The organism is Bacillus sp. EB600 (genome assembly GCF_024494385.1).
Taxonomy (GTDB): Bacteria; Bacillota; Bacilli; order Bacillales; family Cytobacillaceae; genus JAEVLT01.
On the sequence record NZ_JAEVLT010000027.1, the window covers coordinates 43,581 to 62,373 of the forward strand.

Annotated in this window: 20 protein-coding genes; 11 read left to right on the forward strand and 9 right to left on the reverse strand. The window is 35.7% G+C overall.

Annotation, left to right across the window (positions count from 1 at the left end):
• Positions 1–572: 572 nt before the first annotated feature.
• The 4 genes from JN080_RS20985 to JN080_RS21000 all read right to left on the reverse strand — a co-directional run bounded on the left by JN080_RS20985 (position 573) and on the right by JN080_RS21000 (position 3,031).
• Complete coding sequence (locus JN080_RS20985; RefSeq protein WP_256237926.1) at positions 573–896, reverse strand: hypothetical protein; 324 nt, start codon at positions 894–896, stop codon at positions 573–575.
• Between the two features lie 137 nt (positions 897–1,033).
• Positions 1,034–1,354 carry a hypothetical protein gene (locus tag JN080_RS20990; RefSeq protein ID WP_256237927.1) on the reverse strand — a complete coding sequence of 107 codons (321 nt, stop codon included), beginning with the start codon at positions 1,352–1,354 and terminating at the stop codon, positions 1,034–1,036.
• Between the two features lie 105 nt (positions 1,355–1,459).
• Positions 1,460–1,714, reverse strand: a complete 255-nt coding sequence (locus tag JN080_RS20995) for a hypothetical protein (RefSeq protein ID WP_256237928.1) — start codon at positions 1,712–1,714, stop codon at positions 1,460–1,462.
• Between the two features lie 210 nt (positions 1,715–1,924).
• A complete protein-coding gene (locus tag JN080_RS21000; RefSeq protein ID WP_256237929.1) occupies positions 1,925–3,031 on the reverse strand; it encodes a GerAB/ArcD/ProY family transporter in 1,107 nt (368 codons plus the stop codon).
• Between the two features lie 900 nt (positions 3,032–3,931).
• Here JN080_RS21000 and JN080_RS29695 point away from each other — a divergent pair.
• The 5 genes from JN080_RS29695 (at position 3,932) to JN080_RS21025 (ending at position 8,656) form a co-directional block, all read left to right on the forward strand.
• Positions 3,932–4,093 carry a hypothetical protein gene (locus JN080_RS29695; protein WP_309144706.1) on the forward strand — a complete coding sequence of 54 codons (162 nt, stop codon included), beginning with the start codon at positions 3,932–3,934 and terminating at the stop codon, positions 4,091–4,093.
• A 1,129-nt stretch (positions 4,094–5,222) separates the two neighbouring features.
• Positions 5,223–6,170 (forward strand): DMT family transporter, encoded by a 948-nt coding sequence (locus tag JN080_RS21010; protein ID WP_256237930.1) that lies wholly within the window; start codon positions 5,223–5,225, stop codon positions 6,168–6,170.
• 363 nt (positions 6,171–6,533) lie between these two features.
• Positions 6,534–6,950: a MarR family winged helix-turn-helix transcriptional regulator gene (locus tag JN080_RS21015; RefSeq protein WP_256237931.1), complete on the forward strand. Its 417-nt coding sequence runs from the start codon at positions 6,534–6,536 to the stop codon at positions 6,948–6,950.
• Positions 6,951–6,952: 2 nt separating this feature from the next.
• A complete protein-coding gene (locus JN080_RS21020; RefSeq protein WP_256237932.1) occupies positions 6,953–8,158 on the forward strand; it encodes an MFS transporter in 1,206 nt (401 codons plus the stop codon).
• A 288-nt stretch (positions 8,159–8,446) separates the two neighbouring features.
• The gene (locus JN080_RS21025) at positions 8,447–8,656 is read left to right on the forward strand and encodes a hypothetical protein (RefSeq protein WP_256237933.1); all 210 of its coding nucleotides are present in this window, start codon (positions 8,447–8,449) and stop codon (positions 8,654–8,656) included.
• 324 nt (positions 8,657–8,980) lie between these two features.
• On the opposite strand, the gene JN080_RS21030 is transcribed toward JN080_RS21025, so the two are convergent.
• Positions 8,981–9,316 (reverse strand): L,D-transpeptidase, encoded by a 336-nt coding sequence (locus JN080_RS21030; protein ID WP_256237934.1) that lies wholly within the window; start codon positions 9,314–9,316, stop codon positions 8,981–8,983.
• A 556-nt stretch (positions 9,317–9,872) separates the two neighbouring features.
• Between JN080_RS21030 and JN080_RS21035 the strand changes: the two genes are divergently transcribed.
• The 4 genes from JN080_RS21035 (at position 9,873) to JN080_RS21050 (ending at position 13,787) form a co-directional block, all read left to right on the forward strand.
• Positions 9,873–10,958, forward strand: coding sequence for a patatin-like phospholipase family protein (locus JN080_RS21035; protein WP_256237935.1), 1,086 nt, complete (start codon positions 9,873–9,875; stop codon positions 10,956–10,958).
• Positions 10,959–11,396: 438 nt separating this feature from the next.
• Complete coding sequence (locus tag JN080_RS21040; RefSeq protein ID WP_256237936.1) at positions 11,397–11,531, forward strand: hypothetical protein; 135 nt, start codon at positions 11,397–11,399, stop codon at positions 11,529–11,531.
• 28 nt (positions 11,532–11,559) lie between these two features.
• Complete coding sequence (locus JN080_RS21045; RefSeq protein WP_256237937.1) at positions 11,560–13,194, forward strand: MDR family MFS transporter; 1,635 nt, start codon at positions 11,560–11,562, stop codon at positions 13,192–13,194.
• A 203-nt stretch (positions 13,195–13,397) separates the two neighbouring features.
• Positions 13,398–13,787, forward strand: a complete 390-nt coding sequence (locus tag JN080_RS21050; RefSeq protein WP_256237938.1) for a cupredoxin domain-containing protein — start codon at positions 13,398–13,400, stop codon at positions 13,785–13,787.
• Between the two features lie 264 nt (positions 13,788–14,051).
• On the opposite strand, the gene JN080_RS21055 is transcribed toward JN080_RS21050, so the two are convergent.
• Complete coding sequence (locus JN080_RS21055; RefSeq protein ID WP_256237939.1) at positions 14,052–14,240, reverse strand: IDEAL domain-containing protein; 189 nt, start codon at positions 14,238–14,240, stop codon at positions 14,052–14,054.
• A 554-nt stretch (positions 14,241–14,794) separates the two neighbouring features.
• Here JN080_RS21055 and JN080_RS21060 point away from each other — a divergent pair.
• Complete coding sequence (locus tag JN080_RS21060; RefSeq protein WP_256237940.1) at positions 14,795–15,313, forward strand: hypothetical protein; 519 nt, start codon at positions 14,795–14,797, stop codon at positions 15,311–15,313.
• Positions 15,314–15,431: 118 nt separating this feature from the next.
• Complete coding sequence (locus tag JN080_RS21065; RefSeq protein WP_256237941.1) at positions 15,432–16,049, forward strand: MerR family transcriptional regulator; 618 nt, start codon at positions 15,432–15,434, stop codon at positions 16,047–16,049.
• Positions 16,050–16,119: 70 nt separating this feature from the next.
• Here JN080_RS21065 and JN080_RS21070 read toward each other — a convergent pair whose 3' ends face one another.
• From JN080_RS21070 to JN080_RS21080, 3 genes are all read right to left on the reverse strand, one after another.
• On the reverse strand, positions 16,120–16,563 hold the full coding sequence (locus JN080_RS21070) for a DUF3231 family protein (protein WP_309144707.1): 444 nt from the start codon (positions 16,561–16,563) through the stop codon (positions 16,120–16,122).
• A complete protein-coding gene (locus JN080_RS21075) occupies positions 16,545–17,102 on the reverse strand; it encodes a DUF3231 family protein (RefSeq protein ID WP_256237942.1) in 558 nt (185 codons plus the stop codon). The genes JN080_RS21070 and JN080_RS21075 overlap by 19 nt, the downstream gene beginning before the upstream one ends.
• A 233-nt stretch (positions 17,103–17,335) precedes the next feature.
• Positions 17,336–18,421: a DUF3231 family protein gene (locus JN080_RS21080; protein ID WP_256237943.1), complete on the reverse strand. Its 1,086-nt coding sequence runs from the start codon at positions 18,419–18,421 to the stop codon at positions 17,336–17,338.
• Positions 18,422–18,793 lie beyond the last annotated feature (372 nt).

Sequence of the window (18,793 nt, forward strand, 5' to 3'; positions counted from 1 at the left end):
TAATATGTCTCAAGTCATATTGAACTTATTACTTAAGATACTTTTTAGAGAACTTGTAAGTTAGTATCCTAGAATTATAAAAACCATTCGATTTAACAAACCAATTCCCACTAGAAGCTCAACATAAAATTATATCGTGAGTAGAAAACGATTCGAAAATAATATTCTTACTTTACTTTGCATCCTAGTTAGCCGAACAATCTTTAGCTGCAAAAAAAATTAAGCGAAAAATGGTATAATAAAGATTGCTAATGATAGAGGGGGGGAATTTATATGAACCTATTAGTAGCCATCTTTATTTCGGTTATTGGAATTATGGCAGCGATAGGAATTAGAATGAATTTGGAATAAAAAGCAAAAGACTGCAGTATGAAGCGACCCTTGTCAAGTAAACATATATGTATTAATATTTTTAGATAGTCTGAGTGTTTTAGCCACCTCATAATATCCTATTCATAAAGTTTTTAAAAGGGTTATAGTTTTTCAAACTACATATGTAAACAGCCTCGGTTAGTCGCCGAGGCTGTTTTGGTTTCGCTATTGCATGTGACCATTTTTGAATCCAGATATATTCATATAACTAAAGGTTTAAAAGTTGGAAAAGGTTTTTGGGACTCATAAAGGGACGAGAGGCTGGTGATTTCAGCAACAGCCATGATTTTTTCCCAAACAGACATGACCTTTGCAGATTGGTGTGCTTTTTCTTTTGCCTCGGAGGATTTCCACTCTGCTATTTCAATGATGGTTCCGTCTCCCGCTTGAAGCGTTACTGGTTCACGATCAGTAATTAAACCTTCTTCTCTTAATGTTGGGATATGTACCTTAAGAATTTCCATTAACTCATTTTCATTTTCAGATTTGGGACGATACAAAGCCATGAAAACTAATGATGACATCCATTCCACCTCCAATCATGTAAATATGATAACATCTGATTGAAAATTTAAAAAGAAACGTAAAATAATTCCCATCTAGAAAATAGAGGGGATATTTTACGCTTACGTTTTCAATAACATTGAAACCATCGAACCAATCAGAGAAAAAAACGGTAAGGATTCCTCCTAGTCTCCAATTCAGCGTTAGTCTCGTTCTTAGCTGGATATACTAATTGATCCCATAGACTAAGCCGGATGGAAGATACTCCTTCTTCGGTAGGATCTGGTTGTCGAAAGTTATCGAAGGCTGATAAAGTAACGACTTTTTCAAGTAACATATCCGTTACGATTGTCTGTTTATTAAGCAACCTTACAAATTTTTCGATCTCAGCAGGAGTACCTACTGCAGTGACCGTTTCCAGCGCCCCTGCCATGGCTTGTTCTAGTCTTGAAATGGCTTCACGAAATGAATCTGCCATATTCTTATCACCTTTCCAATAATAGGCTGAAAAACCTGAATTAAATTAACCTACCTCTGTTGGTCAAATGGTAAGCAAGGATTGAATTTATAAAATATATAAATTCTAATTGGCTGGGGGAGTGGTGACTTTTTCCACAACATTGATAACATCTTGAAGAATAATATCAAGCGCGAGTTCTTTTCTAATGGTTAATGCGATTAATGTCATTAAATTATCCGTAAATAGTTCTAATTGATCTGACTTGAAATTTCCTTTATTGAGAATTCTGGTTTGAGCATTTATTGCATCTGCTAATGCATTTTCGATGCTGGCAACAGAGGAAAGGATTTCAAGAATTGTTTCTCGGGATGAACTCATTCTAATCACCTTTAATTTTAGACTTGTATTCTAATGTATGAGCATTTTTAAAAAATGACATTACAAAGCTAATCAAATGGTTAAACCTAAATTAGAATTTTGAAATGTTTATCCCTGTTTGGTCCATGTTTTCCTTTTAATACAAAAAGCGAAGTATCACAATATTGTGCTGGAAATGCGTCAAAAGTGGGAGTGTGGATATATCATTCCCTACATTTTTGTTGCTTTGGAAGCAGAACGTTTTTTTACTTTTCCAATCATTAACAACAACAGCGGTAGAATAAAACAAATTGTGAAGGAATAAGGTGTTAACGTTTTAGAAATTAATTGATTTATACTGACGATATTTGGACTCATAAAGATTGCAAAGGGAATAATTAAAAACGCTAATGGAAAGGTAAGGATTTTGTAGTTTTTTAAGCCAAATAATTGAGCTAACCCAAGCGAAAGTCCGAAATAACAAATTGCCATTTTAAAATATATTGTCAACATCCAAATAATTGCGACGATGACTTCCACTCTTTGTAGAAAGGTCCCAATTCTTACTTTTTTTCCTAACATATATGTAGGATAGGATTGCCTTGCAGTCAAATCAGCACCTAATACTAAAATACTCAGAGTAATCACAGTCACCATAACAATTCCACCGATTAAAAACCCTTTATAAAAGGTTTTTTTCATTTCTTCTTTTTTAGCAACATACGGCATGATCATTAAGAAGATGCCCATCTGTAAAGTTTGTCCCCAGTTAATGTAAACATTCTTTATAATTGGTTTCAAACCTTCCCCAAAAACAGGCTGAATATATTCTAATTTTATTTGTGGGATAACAAATAAGCATAATAAGACAAACAGCATGATAATCCACGGGAAAAAAATTACTGCCGAACGGCAAATAACTTCTAATCCTAACCGAACACCAATTAAGCTTGTCAATGTAAAGATGATCATGATCATCTGCATCGGAGTATCAACTAATATTTCCGTCGTAAAAAAATCCCCAATATCTCTAACCTGTCCGCACACAATAAAGAAAATATAAAAAAGATAGGGAAGGGTCAGGATTTTCCCGATCCATTTTCCATATATTTTTTCATTGTACTCAACATATGTCATGGAAGGATAAAGGGTTGCTAATTGATTAAAAATGAAAATTATAAATAAAGTTGTAAAAAGCGTAATGACAGCAGCAATCCAGGTATCCTGCCTAGCAGTTTCTGCACCTGGAGCCGGGACAACAAGTATGGAACTTCCAATCGTAAATGCAGCTACTACTACTAGAAATTCACCGGCGTTAATTTTTCCTTTTTCGAGCATAATTTCCTCCAACTGTATCATTAATATTTTAGTTTTCCAATAAATTCTTATATTATTATTTATAAACAAAGATAGGTATGAGTTAAGATATTGTGAGAGCTTTCGCTTAAACTAACGATCAGGTGTGCGGCCGAGCAAGGTCGTATCATATAGCGGGTGGGATCTCCGCCGAGTAAGAACTAGCCATTCGCTAGCAGCGAGTCTTGGAGGACTAAAGGTAACTTTAGTCTTTAAGCGTAGACAGTTAGGTAGCGGGCCGAAAGCCAGATGGTTGAAGGAATTGAGCTCCATAAAGTTGGTAATTCGAGAGGGCTGATGCTTTACCTGAGTCAGAAAGCTACATTTTATCCATCGTTAGGGCAAGAGGGATAAGTATCCAGAAATCGCTCCTTTATGAATTGATGTTTCCTATCCCACTGTGACACTCCTGTAATGACGACAAAATATCAATTATTAAATTGTCTATTTAACGTTCGTTTTATGAACACTTTTAGAAAAACAACAACAAAAAGAAAGAAGTGGTATTGTATTCGTCTATAAACTCGTCTATCCAAAGAACATAAAATGATTCTATAAAAGGTATGGTCAAGGGTACAACTTTATATAAACTTTGTAGAATTCTGTTTTAGTAGTTTCACATTTAAATATGTTGAAAAAAGATTCATTTAAATCATCCATCAACAACAATAAAATTCAAGGTGTACGTAAGGTTCGGTGGGAGCTCTTGGAGACCTACCGTATCATACGGCAAGTCGTCGGGTTCTTACCATACTTATTGGATACCACTCAATTTAAAGATAGTTTAGGTACTATCATTGCCAATCTAGTTTACAAATTCTTTCTTGGATGGCTGAAGACGAACGGAACCAAATTCGAAAACGGCAGCGTGAAGGAATTGATGTGGCGTTACAAATAGGGGTACAGTTTGGACGGTCGAAAGCTAAGATTACAGACGACTTTAAAAAAGTATATAGCCGCTGGAAAAAAGGAGAGATTACTGCAGTTAAGGCTATGGAGGAAATAGACATGAAAAGGAATACTTTTTATAAGTTAGTTAAATAATTCGAAGGAAACCTTTAAAAGTATTGCTCCCTTTGAGCAAGAGGTAGGTGTTATTTATGTTTCAAAACTATTAAAAATATCGAAAAAATATTTGTTGGATGAATGGGATTATTCAAAAAATAGTGAATTAACTCCGCGAAATATCCTTTAAATTATACCAAGATATTGATATATCTGGATGTGAAAATTTGCGAGCACCCATTTATTTCAAAAATATCCTCCAGCTAGCACTCATTACAGGTTTATCCAGTTGTATGAGCACATATAAAAAGTGGGATTAGATAAATTTATTTATAGAGGAACAGACATTTGGTCAGTTCAAATTAAAGAGTTTATTCACATTTAGGGTGCTGGAAATAGCGTGCTAGAATGAACGTCGAGAAAAACTTGACACATACTTGGTACTCAAAATATTTGACATAAATAATAGAACCATGTAAAATGGTAAGGTTGGTTTTTGGAATCCTACATCAAGGCCACCCTCACTCAAACGTTGTTTGCTTTTGTTCACTTGATCTATATTTTCCTGGATAAATCCAATATGGATATTTTTCAAGGGAATCCTTTTCCATCCATTAAAGTTATATAAAACCATCTTCGGTACATATTACTGAAAATCCACTTCCCTAGTTGTTTATACATATCCTTCAAAATTTAGTTTTGGAAAATCTTGGTAATTTTAGATGTCCTTAACATTAAGATTGAGGTGTATTTTTCTTCGTTTGTATTATGTAAACAATGCTCTTTGCCCTCCTATTATGATATTACTGTTGATAAGGCACAGGGAAATCTATATCAGGAACTAAACACTTTGAGCTTATATTGCTTAACCTGAAAAAGTCTTTATTCTGTGCAGAAAAATTAAATATACATTTCCAGCCGGCACAAAGAAGGGATATGGAATGGAACAGTACGCGCCATTTTGTATTTTCTAGCGGATCGAACAAATGTGACATGCATATTCCTTTTCTTATCCTCACCTATATAAGAAACCTAAAATATCTGAGGTTATTTATATAGTGTGATTGATTTAATTAAATAGTTAAGTGGAATTATTTATCAGATTTTAAGCTGACGATTAATCTGGCCGGTTTCCAGTGAAATGATTTTTGGAAAAGAGGTTAAGTTAATGAATGTAAAAAGGATTAAAAAAGCTAGAATGGGAACATTCCTCGGGGAAACTTCAGCTATTGCTTGGGGAATCGATACGGTGATAATTGGCATTATAATTGCTAGTACACATTTTAAACAGAATGTGGTATTTGCACCAATTATAGCAGCTTTCATGCATGACTTTTTCTCAGCACTTTGGATATCATTTTTTATGATCTTAAAAGGTGAATTTATTAATGTATTAAAATTACTGAAAACAAAGAGCGGAGCAATTTTAGTTTTTGGAGGATTGTCTGGCGGACCTTTAGCAATGACCTTTTATTTTCTTAGTATTCAATATGTAGGAGTAACTTATGCGGCAAGTATTTCTTCTATATTCCCTGGAATAGGTGCTTTGCTTGCTTTCATTTTTTTGAAGGAAAAAGCGAGCAGAAGAACTTGGTTCGGCGTTGTTTTGAGTATAGTTGGAGTGTCTATATTAGCATATACTCCATCGGAGTTTAACGCCGATCGTCACTTCTACATCGGAATTTTGTTTGCATTAGGTGCCGCCATATTTTGGGGATTAGAAGGAGTAATTAGTGATTGGGGAATGAAAGGAAAAGAGGTAGTTCCTCTTTATGCGATTAATATAAGACAGATGACCTCTGCACTCTGCTATGCAATATTAATTGTTCCATTCATACATGGATATTCTTTAGCATTTCAAGTAGCGTCATCCAACATCGTATGGCTAATTATTATAGCAGGTTTATTAGGTACTGCCAACTATTCTTTGTACTACACATCAATTCATTTAATCGGTACTGCTAGAGGTCAATCTCTAAATAATACCTATGTTTTTTGGGCAATAGTAACCGAAATTATATTTATAGGTACCCCTATTAGCTTACAATTTGCTATAGGTGCGGTAATAGTCATTTTAGGTTCAATCCTCGTTTCAAGAACCCCAAAAGGTAAATAAATAATGGATCCATGAATCTAGACACGAAATAAGGAGATGTTAAAGTAGGTTTATGACAAAAAGAAATCGATATAAACCAGAGTTTTAATCTCAAATCGTGCTAGAAATATTTAAGGAAGAGAGGTCGTTAAGCGAACTCGCTTCCCAACAGTGTTCTTTTTGAATTGGAAGTTGAATAAGTAGGTACTTTTGAAAGGTTATAGAAGTTGTATTAGAAGATGATTTCTATACTCATTTTTACCTACATGCTTATTACTAATAAAGTGTCTAAGTTTTGACAATTCCATAAAAAAGAGTAAAGTAGAATTCGTCAACAGCTTTAGTTAACCAAGGTAACTATTTTGCTTTTTAGGAGGTAATTGCATGCAGGGCTTTTTTCAATGTTTTCTCGCACTTTATCGTCCTCTAATTAGTCAATTAAATGAACTACTTAGTGAATACGAGCTATCATACTCTTTATGGCAAGTTATTTTTTATTTAAAAAACAACGGCACGTCCGCGTTGATAGATATTTCGAATTACTATAATGTTGAAAAGCCTAGCATTACGAGAAGAGTCCAGCGTTTGGAAAAAATGTGTATCGTGAAGGAAATCCCAGGCCAAGATAAGCGTGAAAAGATCATTCAGTTAACAGATGTAGGGGAAGAAATTTATCAATCATGCCGGCAAAAGATAACGGAGTTGGAGTACAGTGTGATGAAAGATACATCGAAAGAGGAACAAATGGCTGCATTCCGGTTACTCCCTAAAATGAAAAAAAACATTTTGGAAGGAGAGTAGATATGAATAAAATTAATTTGTGGACAAAAGATTTCTTGATTGTTTCAATAGCCAACTTTTTTCTTTATTTTACATTTTATTTATTAATGGTAGCCACGACAACCTTTGCTACAGAAAAATTCCAAGCAACACCGAGTATGGCGGGTCTCGCCTCGGGAATATTTGTTATTGGAATACTGCTTGCCCGCCTTTTTTCTGGAAGATTCATCAACCAGGTTGGATGGAAAAAAATGCTTTATATTGGGGTTGTTTTTTTCTTACTTACGACATGCTTGTATTTTGCGGTGAATAGTTTTTCGTTCTTGTTAGTGAATCGGTTTTTAAATGGTGCAACATTAGGAATTGCTTCCACTGCAACAGGAACCATTGTTGCAAAAATTATCCCCAATGAACGGCGTGGGGAAGGGACGGGCTATTATGCTTTGAGTGTTGTGTTGGCGGCAGCATTTGGTCCTTTTTTAGCAATACTTCTAACGCAGCAAATAGGCATTATGAGTAATTTCATTTTATGTGTTATTTTGTTAGTCATCAGTTTTATAGCAATCTTCTTTTTAAAGGTTCCGGTAGTAACATTTGCAAAAGAAAAAAAAGAAAAGCAGAAAGGATTCTCGCTTCACAATTTCTTCGAGGTAAAAGCAGTCCCGATTGCCATTATTGGTTTTTTTGTTGCTTTCGGATATTCGAGTATTTTAACTTTCCTTAGTGCTTATACACAAGAAATTAATTTAGTTAATGTCGGCAGCTTCTTCTTTGTAGTCTATGCCGTATTCACAATCGTTTCCAGACCTTTCACCGGACGCTTATTTGATACAAAAGGTGAAAATTCGGTCATGTATCCTGCCCTGCTACTATTTGCCGTTGGTTTGTTCCTCCTTGCTGAGGCACGTCAAGGCTTCGTTCTTTTATTAGCTGGGGGACTTGTAGGACTTGGTTATGGGACATTTTCAGCCAGTGGCCAGGCGATTTCTATTAAAGTGTCACCAAAGGACCGCATGGGATTAGCTACTTCAACCTTCTTTATCTTTTTAGATGCGGGAATCGGTGTAGGTCCATTCATTCTAGGTATATTTGTTCCATCCATAGGCTACCACGGGATGTATTTGTGTATGGCTGTTGTGTTAGTTATCTGCTTTATCCTATATTATTTCTTACACGGCCGAAACAAGGGGAAAAATACAGAATCTATTAAACAGGAACAGACGGTATAAGATATTTCATGCAGGGGATAGTCTTTTGGTGCGTTAATACATTAACCGCGTCCGGGGGAGTTGTCCCTTGTTTGCTCTCACCTGTTAATTGCAAAGAAAATCAACCATATTCATACCTTTTACTTAAGATCTTTTTTATAAACTAACGATAATCATACATTCAGGAACGGATGCTAATAGCTCATTAATCCCTCCTCGTAAATTTGTCCCTATTTGGACAAAATATGTTACGGGACAGTGCTGCTAAAACAATAGCACTTCCCTATAAAAAATGAGGGAGTGAAATAGATGGCTGATATCAACGAACGAAAACGTGACGATTACGATACTGGCGAGGCAGTAGGAACTAGTGTAGGTGCTTTTGCTGGGGATACTATAGCTTCTGCTCTTGATCCATTTGGCAGTGCTGCAGGTGCTCCTATTGGTGGAGCGCTGGACAACAAGGCGGGGGAAGGTACCGTTGATGACGACAATCATGGCTCCCAAAAAAGAGATTAGAATTAAGTAAAGTCATCCTTTAATCGAAGGGTTATGGCATGAAGTGGACTTCCTAAAAGGGAGTCCTTCTATTAAATAAAGTAGTAGGAAGCTCCAAAGCAACTTGCATAGAAGGTGGCTGACAGATGTCATCTACTTCAATTAGAAAATGTGCCTTTACATTGAAAACATTATCATATAGAGAGTATTTATGGGTTATTGTGAAGATCTGAGAGAAATGATTGGAAATTCTTCATTTATCATCGTGCGACCAAGTGAGCATTCATTAATGATAAAGGAGAAATTGTACTGAGTAGAAACGTAGGTGGAACGTGGACTATAGAGTCATTTATGAATAAAAACCTTAGTACCAATTGGAACTAAAGATGATAATTCCTTAACATCATGATTAAACATTCTAATACACCCATGCGAGACATTCTTACCTATAGAAGAAGGATTATTTGTTCCATGTATACCGTAATGAGGTCTTGACAATCCCATCCAAAGCACTCCAAATGGCCCGCCAGGATTAGGATCCTTGTTGATAATCTTGTATGTTCCAGTAGGTGTTGGTGACAATATTTTTCCAACTCCAATTGGGTAAGTTTTTAAAAGTCTGTGACGATCAAAAAGTTTTAATTGGTGTTTTGATGTTGATACATCAATCCATTTCGCCATGAAGATCAACTCCATTTTTTGAATATTGTATGAAGTAAATCAGGCATACGTTAATAAATTAATAAAACCTCTATTAATTAGATCTCCATCATGAACTATTTCCAAGTCGGTTAATTTTCGGGATACCAATAACTTTCTACTAAATTTTACTTTTTTAAAACACCATTTTTTACAATGTTGACAAGAATTCCTTTATTCTTGTGGCAATTAGATGCATTAACGCTTTAACATGCTGGGGTCAGGAACCTTTTTCTGAAATTGCAGGAAAACTTCCCATCGTAATTTAGTTTACATGTGGCAATTCTAACTAAACAATCTTTTTTAGAAGATCATTTGATAAATGGTCTTCTTTTTATTTGGTGAAGATTTTTATTTATTAAAAAATTCCAATAAATTAAACCCGTTTAACTCAATCAGTCCAGCTTTTTTGATATAATTTTTAATAAGAAAGGAATCGACGTACGCCAAAGTAAGACCAAACGTTCACACCCAATCGAAATGATTCGTTATAAAATATTTCTATTTCATAATGAAATTTTTAAGGAGGATAATAAATTTGGAAAAAAAGAAGATTCTCTTAGCCTTACAGGGCGGAGGGGCATATGGAGCTTTTACATGGGGAGTTCTCGATCGATTACTTGAAGAAGAAAACTTGGAAGTTGTGGCTGTATCAGGTACCAGTGCAGGTGCGGTTAACGCTAGCCTGTTGGCCTATGGATTGACGATTGGAAACAGGGAAACGGCGCGAGAGAAGCTGGGCTTATTTTGGCGTAAAATCTCTGAATGGGGAATGTTTTCTCTTTTTCAACCGACATGGCTGGACAAAATAGTGAGCCGTGGCAATATGGATTTCAACCCGTTCTATCAATCATGGGGTACTATTTCTTCATTCCTGTCCCCTTATCAGCTCAATCCTTTCGATATTAACCCGCTTAAGAATATACTGAATGAGACGATTGATTTTGAGAAGATCCGTAACAATCAGGAAATAAAGCTCTTCTTATCTGCTACGAATGTGAGAACCTCACAACTTAGAGTGTTTGATACCCATGAAGTTACAGTCGATACGGTCTTAGCTTCAGCGTGCGTTCCGCAAATCTATAGGGCTGTTGAAATCAACGGAGAGCATTATTGGGATGGCGGTTATGTGGGGAATCCTTCTCTCTTCCCACTGCTATGGGAGCATGATTGCAATGATTTAATGGTTGTCCAAATTGAACCGACCAATTACCCCAAGCTGCCGACAAATGCTCATGAAATACTTGATCGTGCATATGACATCAGTTTTAACACTAGTTTAATGCGTGAAATACGCGTCATCAACTCGTTAAATAAGCTGGTCGATCATGGATTTGATTACCATGGTCAATTAGAGAAAGTCAATATTCACTTTATTAATACAGTTGAAGGTTTGAACAATTTAGATGGTTCAAGTAAATTAAATGTTTCTTGGGACTTTCTCATTTACTTGCGTGACTTCGGCCGAAAGAATGCTGATTTATGGATCAAGGAAAATTATGATAAGATTGGCGTCAAGTCAACATTTGATGTGGAAAAGTTTTTTGGTTCGGACTCCCCTGAAGCTTTGGTAAAATTCCCAGGCAGGCAAAAAGTTCGACCTTTTGATTGCTTTTTCTGTTAAATACAGTAAGAATTCTAATTGAATGGTATTGAAAGATATTTAGAAAATAATAGCCGGATATTCCTTTCGTAAACGTACAGAAAGGAGTCCGTGAATTCTGGAGCCTGACCCCCGATGCGCTAACGCTTTAACACACTGGGTCAGGCACCTTTTTCCTTCTGCCATCTTCATCAACTCCATTTGCCCATGTATATGGTTCCAGGGACACATAATTTCTTAACAAACTGTTAAATTTTCATGAATAATAAGATCCATTCTGAATGGTAAGAACAGGTATCCAGATAGTGGACTACGTTGTTCATTGGATATGGTTAAAAGGTACTTTTACTTAGGCAGGGATTGTTAAGTTAAAAAAATTTATTTATAAACGGTAAACATTAGATATTACAAACTTAAATATATTAAATATTAGACTCTAAAAGGGGAGGGAGTTGAGTAATGCACCAGAACATCGACAAAATCATAGATCGTTTAATAAACGAGTTTTATTGTGCTGCTGCAACTAATGGATTGGGTTCCTTTTTTGGGTTAAAGAAATTTTCATCCGTTACCGAACGATGTAATCATAATTAATAGGCTATCTTGTAAGGAGGGGAAAAGGATGGCTCATTCAGAAGTACAGACAACCAATCAAATAACGGGTTCAAAAAAGTGGTGGGCGCTTGCTACCGTTCTTATGACAATGTTTTTCTCATCCATGGATCAGACAGTTGTGTCTACAGCAATGCCCACGATTATAGGGGATTTACATGGATTAAACTTGTATGCGTGGGTCTTTACTGCCTATATGATGGCTTCTTCGGTGACAATTCCAATTTACGGTAAGTTATCTGATGTGTTTGGCAGAAAGCCGTTCTATCTGTTTGGACTCATCATGTTCGCACTCGGATCCGCGGTATCCGGTCAGGCTCATACAATGTTGGAACTTGTTTGGGCTCGTGCATTTCAAGGTATTGGGGCCGGTGCAATGATGAGCATGCCGCGTGCTACTGTCGGTGATATTTTTTCTCCTAAAGAAAGGGGAAAATGGATGGGGGTTATGATGGCTGTATTTGGTCTGTCCAGTATCCTTGGTCCAGCACTCGGTGGTTGGATTACTGATTCCTTTTCATGGCGCTGGGTATTTTATATTAATTTACCGTTTGCCCTACTTGCCATCATCGGCGTAATTGTTACGTTACCGAAGGTCCGGGCAGAACACCGGGTGAAGGTTGACTGGCTGGGTTCGGTTATTTTGATCATCGGTTTAATTCCGATTTTGCTGGGTTTTACATGGGCAGGTACGAAATATGCCTGGAGTTCTCCGCTTGAATTAACACTCTTTATAGGTGGTATGGTTGTCCTTATCCTCTTTATTTTGTGGGAGCGTAAAGCAAAAGATCCGCTTTTAGATCCAGCTTTGTTTAAGAATCGTATTTTTAGCACCTCACTGATCTTGGGGGTGTTAGTCGGTATGACGATGTTCGGCAGTCTCATATTCTTGCCTGTCTATGTTCAAGGGGTAATTGGGCTCAATGCGCAAAGCAGCGGCTGGGTTATGTCGCCAATGATGCTTGGTTTTATTTTCGGTAGTATAGTTTCAGGACAAATTATGTCGCGCACAGGTCGTTACAGGTATCTTGCATGGTGTAGCGGTGCTGTGATAGTGGCGGGCTCCCTTTTGTTGAATCAAATGAATATTCATACTACCTGGTCTACAGTTGCCATAAACATGGTTGTGCTTGGACTTGGCATTGGCTCGTTAATGCCTCTAATGAACATGGTCGTGCAAAACGCATTCCCTTACAAAATGATGGGCACAGTAAATTCAACACAGCAATTTGTAAGTTCGCTAGGCGGAGTTATTGCTTCTCCTATTTTTGGTTCGATCCTAAACAAAGCGTTTACCAAAAAATTTAGTGAAACTTTACCAGATTCAATGCAACAGTTTAAAAATAAGCTGGCGGATCTGAATCCACAAACGCTCCTAACGTTACAAGCACAACAATCTATTGCAGCAGAGTTCAATAAATTGGGTAATGCAGGACATCAAATGTACCTTCAACTGATGGAGGCCGTGAAGACTTCTTTAACATTTGGTATCCAACAAATATTCCGTGTGGGATTAATCTTTGCCATTTTATGCTTCATTGGTACCTTCTTCTTACCCGAGGCCAGGCTTAAAGGCAAAGAATTCTTTTTGTCAGGAAGTTCTAAGGACGAGATACAAAGTAATGAAGGTGTAACGAAGGAATGATAACCGAGTTTTAAACACTTGAATCCATACTAATAGAAAATAACTTATTATTTAAGCCCACTTGATCTATCCGGTGGGCTCTTTTTTTATATATGGGGGGGTATCCATAAAGGTTACTTATTTGAAGCACATTGGAACCCAATTTAATGTGATAATATTTTATGAATTGGAAAAAGATAGTCTTAGGAAAGGAGGGATTGCGAATGTCTGTGAAAAAGTGGTTAACTGGATTGGTCGTTTTGCTTACGATGATTGTGGTTGTAACAACTTCAGGCTCACTCAGTGTATTTGCCGAATTCGGCGGCGTAACACAGCCTATTGAGTCAGTGAAAGCGATTGAGGTTAACTTGAACGATGATTACTTTAATCCGAAAGTCATCACTATTTCGAATGGAAGTACGACAAAGTTGATATTGAAAAACAAAGGTAAGAAAAAGCATACCTTCACAGTGGAAAAGCTCGGAATTGACGCCGAAGTGCAGCCAGGAAAAGAAAAAACCATTACCGTGAAACCGAAAAAGTCCGGAACATATGAACTGATATGTCGGTATCATTTACAGGAAGGAATGGTTGGAACTGTAATAGTCAAATAACAGGCAGGCCCAATCGGGCCTTGCTTGTTTTAATCAATTCTCTCTTGTAGCTTTTTTCAACAGTGCCGTTCTACCCCGGATACCGTTATATAAAACTCTATAAAAATGGCCAGTCAGAAGTGAATCTTATAATACGAACGAGTGCATTACTTGAATATCCTGCTGCCAATTTTGACAGAATGAAACAAATCCTTATAAGGAGAATTGCTTTATCAGTTTGGGCGAGAAGACCCATTCCTGGAAGGAGCGGGAATTTAAGTTACCTTACATCCCAGAGGTTAATTGATAAAACCATTCCTTATCCTTTGTAGCAAGTGCCAAGTCAATCAAAGGAGAAACATCGTATTTGATCGATTGTTTTTGTTTTATTTCCACCTTTACTGCTTGTTCCTCTAGATGAGTTGCCCAATAGATCATTTCCGATATTTCCGCACAATTATTAAAATTTTCCATGAGAATTGTCCTCCTTATTGCTTTTAAGAAAAACTCTCTCAATGTTTATTATTGCATTTGCAATAGATTCGAACCTTGGATTCTTATCTTTAGGAGAGTTTTATGTATTCATATAAAGGGAAGTCTTTAAAGTTTCCATCCATATAGTATTACAAAATAAGACAAAAGTCTACAATTTTTGACAACCCCTAATCGACTTGGCATTATTACGAAAAATATATGTTTCACACAATTTAAAAGTGTGTTAAAAAAGTTTCATCCTTTTCATTCCTGTAACATTATTCATTTTTAGTAGATATCAGATCATTTCCCAATTATACTTTTTGTTAGATATTGCCTAAATGTGTATTTTTTATCTGTAATCTCGTTTTTAATTGAATGGGATACAGCAAAGGAAATGGAAAAAGTGCTGGAACTTCCAACATTTAAAGCTTCGAGAATAAATATTTATGAATAAGATAAAAGCTGCAGTGCTTTGTCGGGTGCTGGAGCTTTTCCTTTTGCATTACTGTTAAAAATCATTTTAATTTGAATAAGGAAGATGGTTAGAGAGAATGTTTAGAATATTACAAACTGCTTATTATCATAACGAAGAGGTTACCATTCATGGCTATAATAAATATACAGATATATATACTGTTTATAATGAAAAAACAGACATGATTTATAAGCTTAAGGAAAATGAACTTTCATTAACTCCCCTACCTAAAACGGATCCCCAAACAGAGAGAGATGTTAAAAATGAAAACGAAGTTCAAGCTGCGCAAATGAATGATCCTTTAGATGATGAACATAAAACAAGGGAGATTAGATTAAGACCCATTAAAAAGGCACTTTCTAATTATTATGTAGAGGAAATATGGGAAATGATTGATTATCAAATTGCAAAAATCCGGACTAAAAACAAAGAAATATATTATGCTTCATTTTTACAATACAAACTCCTTCCTAAGTTAGCACTTACATTTGATGATGCTGTTTTACTTTGCCTGGGATATAAATATGATAATGGACGGAGCGACTCATTTATTTATGTGCGAAGATTGCTTAATATGAATTATCGGAAACAGTAGAAGAGGATATAAGGGCAAAGCTGTTCTTTACATCAAAAAAAAAAGGATATTTATGGAACAGTATCTAATAAATAGTTATAGATTTATAGACTTATCTGACAGACGAGGTGAATTAGGTATGTCTGAAATATTGATATTGGTAAAAGAGGCAGCGAAGGCGGTAGGATTATCAGAATCAACAGTCAAAAAATACATGAACAAGGTAGAGAAGTTTAGCAGCTATAGGATGGAAAGAAGTAACGACGGCAAATTAGTATTTTCTGAACTCGATATCAATTTACTTAGAACCGTTAACAAGCTAAAAAAAATGAAAGGTTATACGGTAGATGTTGCGATCAGGCAAGCGATATCAGACATACTGGGCCTATCGGATGATCCTAATCAATCCAATGGGTCTTCAACAGAATTAGTCGATATGTCGGATGTAAAAAATGGACCGGATATGTCTGTTAGATTTAACGTGATATCGGATAAAATAGACAAGGTTATATGCCACAATCAAGAACTTGAAAACCAAAATAAAGAACAAGCTGAGTTTAATAAGTTTTTAGTCGAAAAGTTAGATCATCAAGAGCGATATATAAGAGAATCATTAGAGAGACGTGACCAAGCACTTCTAGAATCAATAAGGGCATTACAAGAAGAAAAGAAGGCACTGATAGAAGTAGCTGCAGCAACCGCAGCCGCAGTAAAAGAAGATCCGAAGAAAAAGATCTGGTGGAAATTCTGGGAGTAATTCCAGTGTATACGTGGGGACGGTTCTCATGTGTCTTTCCGTGAGACGCAAGAACCGTCCCCTTGCATCTTTAACCTACTTTTGGTGGTTTTTCTAACCATCCCATCTTTACCATTAACTTTATCCCTTCTCCTCCATAATCCGCTACATCTTTTGTAAATAGAGCTGCTTTTAGTTTTATATCACTGCGTAATGCGAAGCTAAAAGCAAAGGCATTCGCACCAAGCGTAAGGTTAATTAACAGATAATTAAAGTACATCATTAACTTATCTGAAAATGGGCTATCCTTTGAATTGGTTGCATTACCTATAGAGGTAATAGTTGGTGATATATTATCATCTAGCAGCATTTTACTACTTTCTTTTAGGATTTTACTTGATAACTCCATTCCCTTATGAAAATATTCTTTAACTTCCTTTTCTTTTGCAACTTGCGAAAATGCATACATTAAGGTCATTCCAATATTATTATTTTCCATATTATGATGTAGAATTGTTAACTCGTACGAATCCATTTGCCTTGTTTTTCTAAAATGTTAAAACCACTTAAATAATGTAAGTCATTAATATATTCAGTTGAAACAGGCATTGGGATATATGGAGGACGTGTTAGAATCCCTTTTTCTAATAGATATTGGGTACAATCATCGTAACAAGCTTGAGTGATGGCTGTTAAATCTTTATATATATTTACAACATCAGTACGATAGGACAATCCCATATTAAGTGTATATAAGCCCATACTCATTTGTTTGATTGATCTTAGAAGCATTACATCAAAACCATTATCAAATAATTTTGGTGCATTTATATTAACGTCACTGCTGGAGGAGAATCCTTGAGGATGTATAGACCCTTCATTATGAAAAATATTTTTTACTTTTTCAACATAGATTTCTAAGTTTTTATGCAAATCACTCATAATTTTTTCTGCTTTTGGATCATTTGCATTCGGAATTAAGTACTCTAAAAAACGTAAAATAAAAGTTTTTTCCTTGTAAGTCTCCCACAGCGTAGCTATTTCAGTAGAGGAAAGTGAAGATTTCTGTGACATTTGATTCACCTCAGACTTTGGAATGCACTAAGCATAATTTTTCCAATAAGTCTTGTTATTATGCATAGGTTGTTTTGGTGATTTCACTCAGTTGTGAAGGTGCAAAATGCAAATCACTGGACCTTTTTCGTCAGTTTTAAAAACTATTCCTTTGACTTGAATTGCGTAAAGCTATAAATGTAAACAAAGGACAAGAAAGCGATTCATGCCCTTTTTACTTTGTATGTAAATGATTATGATTTATAAAATTCTCGTCTATCAATCGGTTGTGGAGGTTGTTCCATCCAACCTCTTTTAACTAAAAGTTTAAGACCCTCGTCGCCGTACTTCATTACCTCCATTAAGAAAAGGGAATATTTAGCTCCCACATCTTTTCTAATTGAAACTGATAAAGCATCTCCCAGTGTAGAAATAGCGATTGAGTTTGCAGCACTTATAATAAACAATATCAATTTTTCGGAAAATGGGGAGACTGTTGAATTTGTTACCTCCATAGTTGTTGGGAATCCGATATAATTGTCATTTTCCTTCAGTAACTTATCAAATGTGTCTAGTTGACTTTGGGCTAATTTTTTTCCAGCTAATAAATAATCCTTTATTTCCTTATCTTTTGTTACTTGTATTAACCCCATCAATAGAATTAAACCCATTGCATTTCTTTCAATATCTTGATAAAGTTCAGCCATTTCCAAACAGTTTAGAGGTCTTTTCTCACCAAACCATGTATTTAATAATGTAGGTTCATGCTGAATAAACTCAACACTTTTTGGATACTCCATCGTTGGAGGTCTATCGTATAAGCCCTTTGAAAGCATAAGAGCTAATGCTTTCTTATGTAATTCCGTCTCAGTAAATAAGCATTCTTTAAAAAGTTCATAAATATCTAACCTGGATACCTTGCTAAGAACATTTGTATAATGTGGCATTTTTACCTGTCCACTACGAAAAACGAAACTTAATGCAAATAAGTCTGTAAATAGGGCAGGAGCAGACAAATCAATATCTTTATCTGAAAACCCTTTTGGTATGGGGAAGCTTTCCTTTTCAAAAATCGACTCAATTTTTCCGATAATGGTTTCATCCAAAACCAAAGCTTCTTCAATAATTGACTTTATTTCAACATCTTCAAGATGTTGAACAAAATGTATGTAAAAACATCTTTCGGCTGTGTTTTGAATATATGTCTTCCAAAGAGCCGCAATATCAGTAGTGGTCATTTTGATATTACGTTCTTCCATATAGCTACTATCATTCGTTGTTAATTTTTCATCAGTCTCTTTTTGATTTGAACCTAATTTAATTGGTTTAATGGTTTTCATGGTTACTCCTTTCATTCATACTTTGGGTTAGTATTTCCTTTCATTTGGAATAACTCTCAGACAAATTTAGAAATCGTATTTGAATTACGGTCACGAGCTACAAGCATAAAAATTTCTTCCTTGTAGGTTCATTTTGGAGTGATATTTTACATTTTGTACTCCAAAACTGAACTACTTAGTCTTATAAAGACGTTCCCTTTATAATTTACCATCCCTCGCAATCCTTTTTTAATGGTTATTAGTGAACACAAATCATTCATATAATATCCTTAAAAGAAGGCAACCAATAAAGGGTTTATGAAGATCAAATTCGAAATACTTAATCTATTGGGTGATTTAGTAAAATAATAATGGACTGCTGTTTCGGTAGTC

What these genes read in the sequence shown, in the direction of transcription:
- JN080_RS20985 (WP_256237926.1), bottom strand. Translation starts at nt 896, where the DNA reads ATGTCATCATTAGTTTTCATGGCTTTGTATCGTCCCAAATCTGAAAAT.
- JN080_RS20990 (WP_256237927.1), bottom strand. Translation starts at nt 1,354, where the DNA reads ATGGCAGATTCATTTCGTGAAGCCATTTCAAGACTAGAACAAGCCATG.
- JN080_RS20995 (WP_256237928.1), bottom strand. Translation starts at nt 1,714, where the DNA reads ATGAGTTCATCCCGAGAAACAATTCTTGAAATCCTTTCCTCTGTTGCC.
- JN080_RS21000 (WP_256237929.1), bottom strand. Translation starts at nt 3,031, where the DNA reads ATGCTCGAAAAAGGAAAAATTAACGCCGGTGAATTTCTAGTAGTAGTA.
- JN080_RS21010 (WP_256237930.1), top strand. Translation starts at nt 5,223, where the DNA reads ATGAATGTAAAAAGGATTAAAAAAGCTAGAATGGGAACATTCCTCGGG.
- JN080_RS21015 (WP_256237931.1), top strand. Translation starts at nt 6,534, where the DNA reads ATGCAGGGCTTTTTTCAATGTTTTCTCGCACTTTATCGTCCTCTAATT.
- JN080_RS21020 (WP_256237932.1), top strand. Translation starts at nt 6,953, where the DNA reads ATGAATAAAATTAATTTGTGGACAAAAGATTTCTTGATTGTTTCAATA.
- JN080_RS21025 (WP_256237933.1), top strand. Translation starts at nt 8,447, where the DNA reads ATGGCTGATATCAACGAACGAAAACGTGACGATTACGATACTGGCGAG.
- JN080_RS21030 (WP_256237934.1), bottom strand. Translation starts at nt 9,316, where the DNA reads ATGGCGAAATGGATTGATGTATCAACATCAAAACACCAATTAAAACTT.
- JN080_RS21040 (WP_256237936.1), top strand. Translation starts at nt 11,397, where the DNA reads ATGCACCAGAACATCGACAAAATCATAGATCGTTTAATAAACGAGTTT.
- JN080_RS21045 (WP_256237937.1), top strand. Translation starts at nt 11,560, where the DNA reads ATGGCTCATTCAGAAGTACAGACAACCAATCAAATAACGGGTTCAAAA.
- JN080_RS21050 (WP_256237938.1), top strand. Translation starts at nt 13,398, where the DNA reads ATGTCTGTGAAAAAGTGGTTAACTGGATTGGTCGTTTTGCTTACGATG.
- JN080_RS21055 (WP_256237939.1), bottom strand. Translation starts at nt 14,240, where the DNA reads ATGGAAAATTTTAATAATTGTGCGGAAATATCGGAAATGATCTATTGG.
- JN080_RS21060 (WP_256237940.1), top strand. Translation starts at nt 14,795, where the DNA reads ATGTTTAGAATATTACAAACTGCTTATTATCATAACGAAGAGGTTACC.
- JN080_RS21065 (WP_256237941.1), top strand. Translation starts at nt 15,432, where the DNA reads ATGTCTGAAATATTGATATTGGTAAAAGAGGCAGCGAAGGCGGTAGGA.
- JN080_RS21070 (WP_309144707.1), bottom strand. Translation starts at nt 16,563, where the DNA reads ATGGATTCGTACGAGTTAACAATTCTACATCATAATATGGAAAATAAT.
- JN080_RS21075 (WP_256237942.1), bottom strand. Translation starts at nt 17,102, where the DNA reads ATGTCACAGAAATCTTCACTTTCCTCTACTGAAATAGCTACGCTGTGG.
- JN080_RS21080 (WP_256237943.1), bottom strand. Translation starts at nt 18,421, where the DNA reads ATGAAAACCATTAAACCAATTAAATTAGGTTCAAATCAAAAAGAGACT.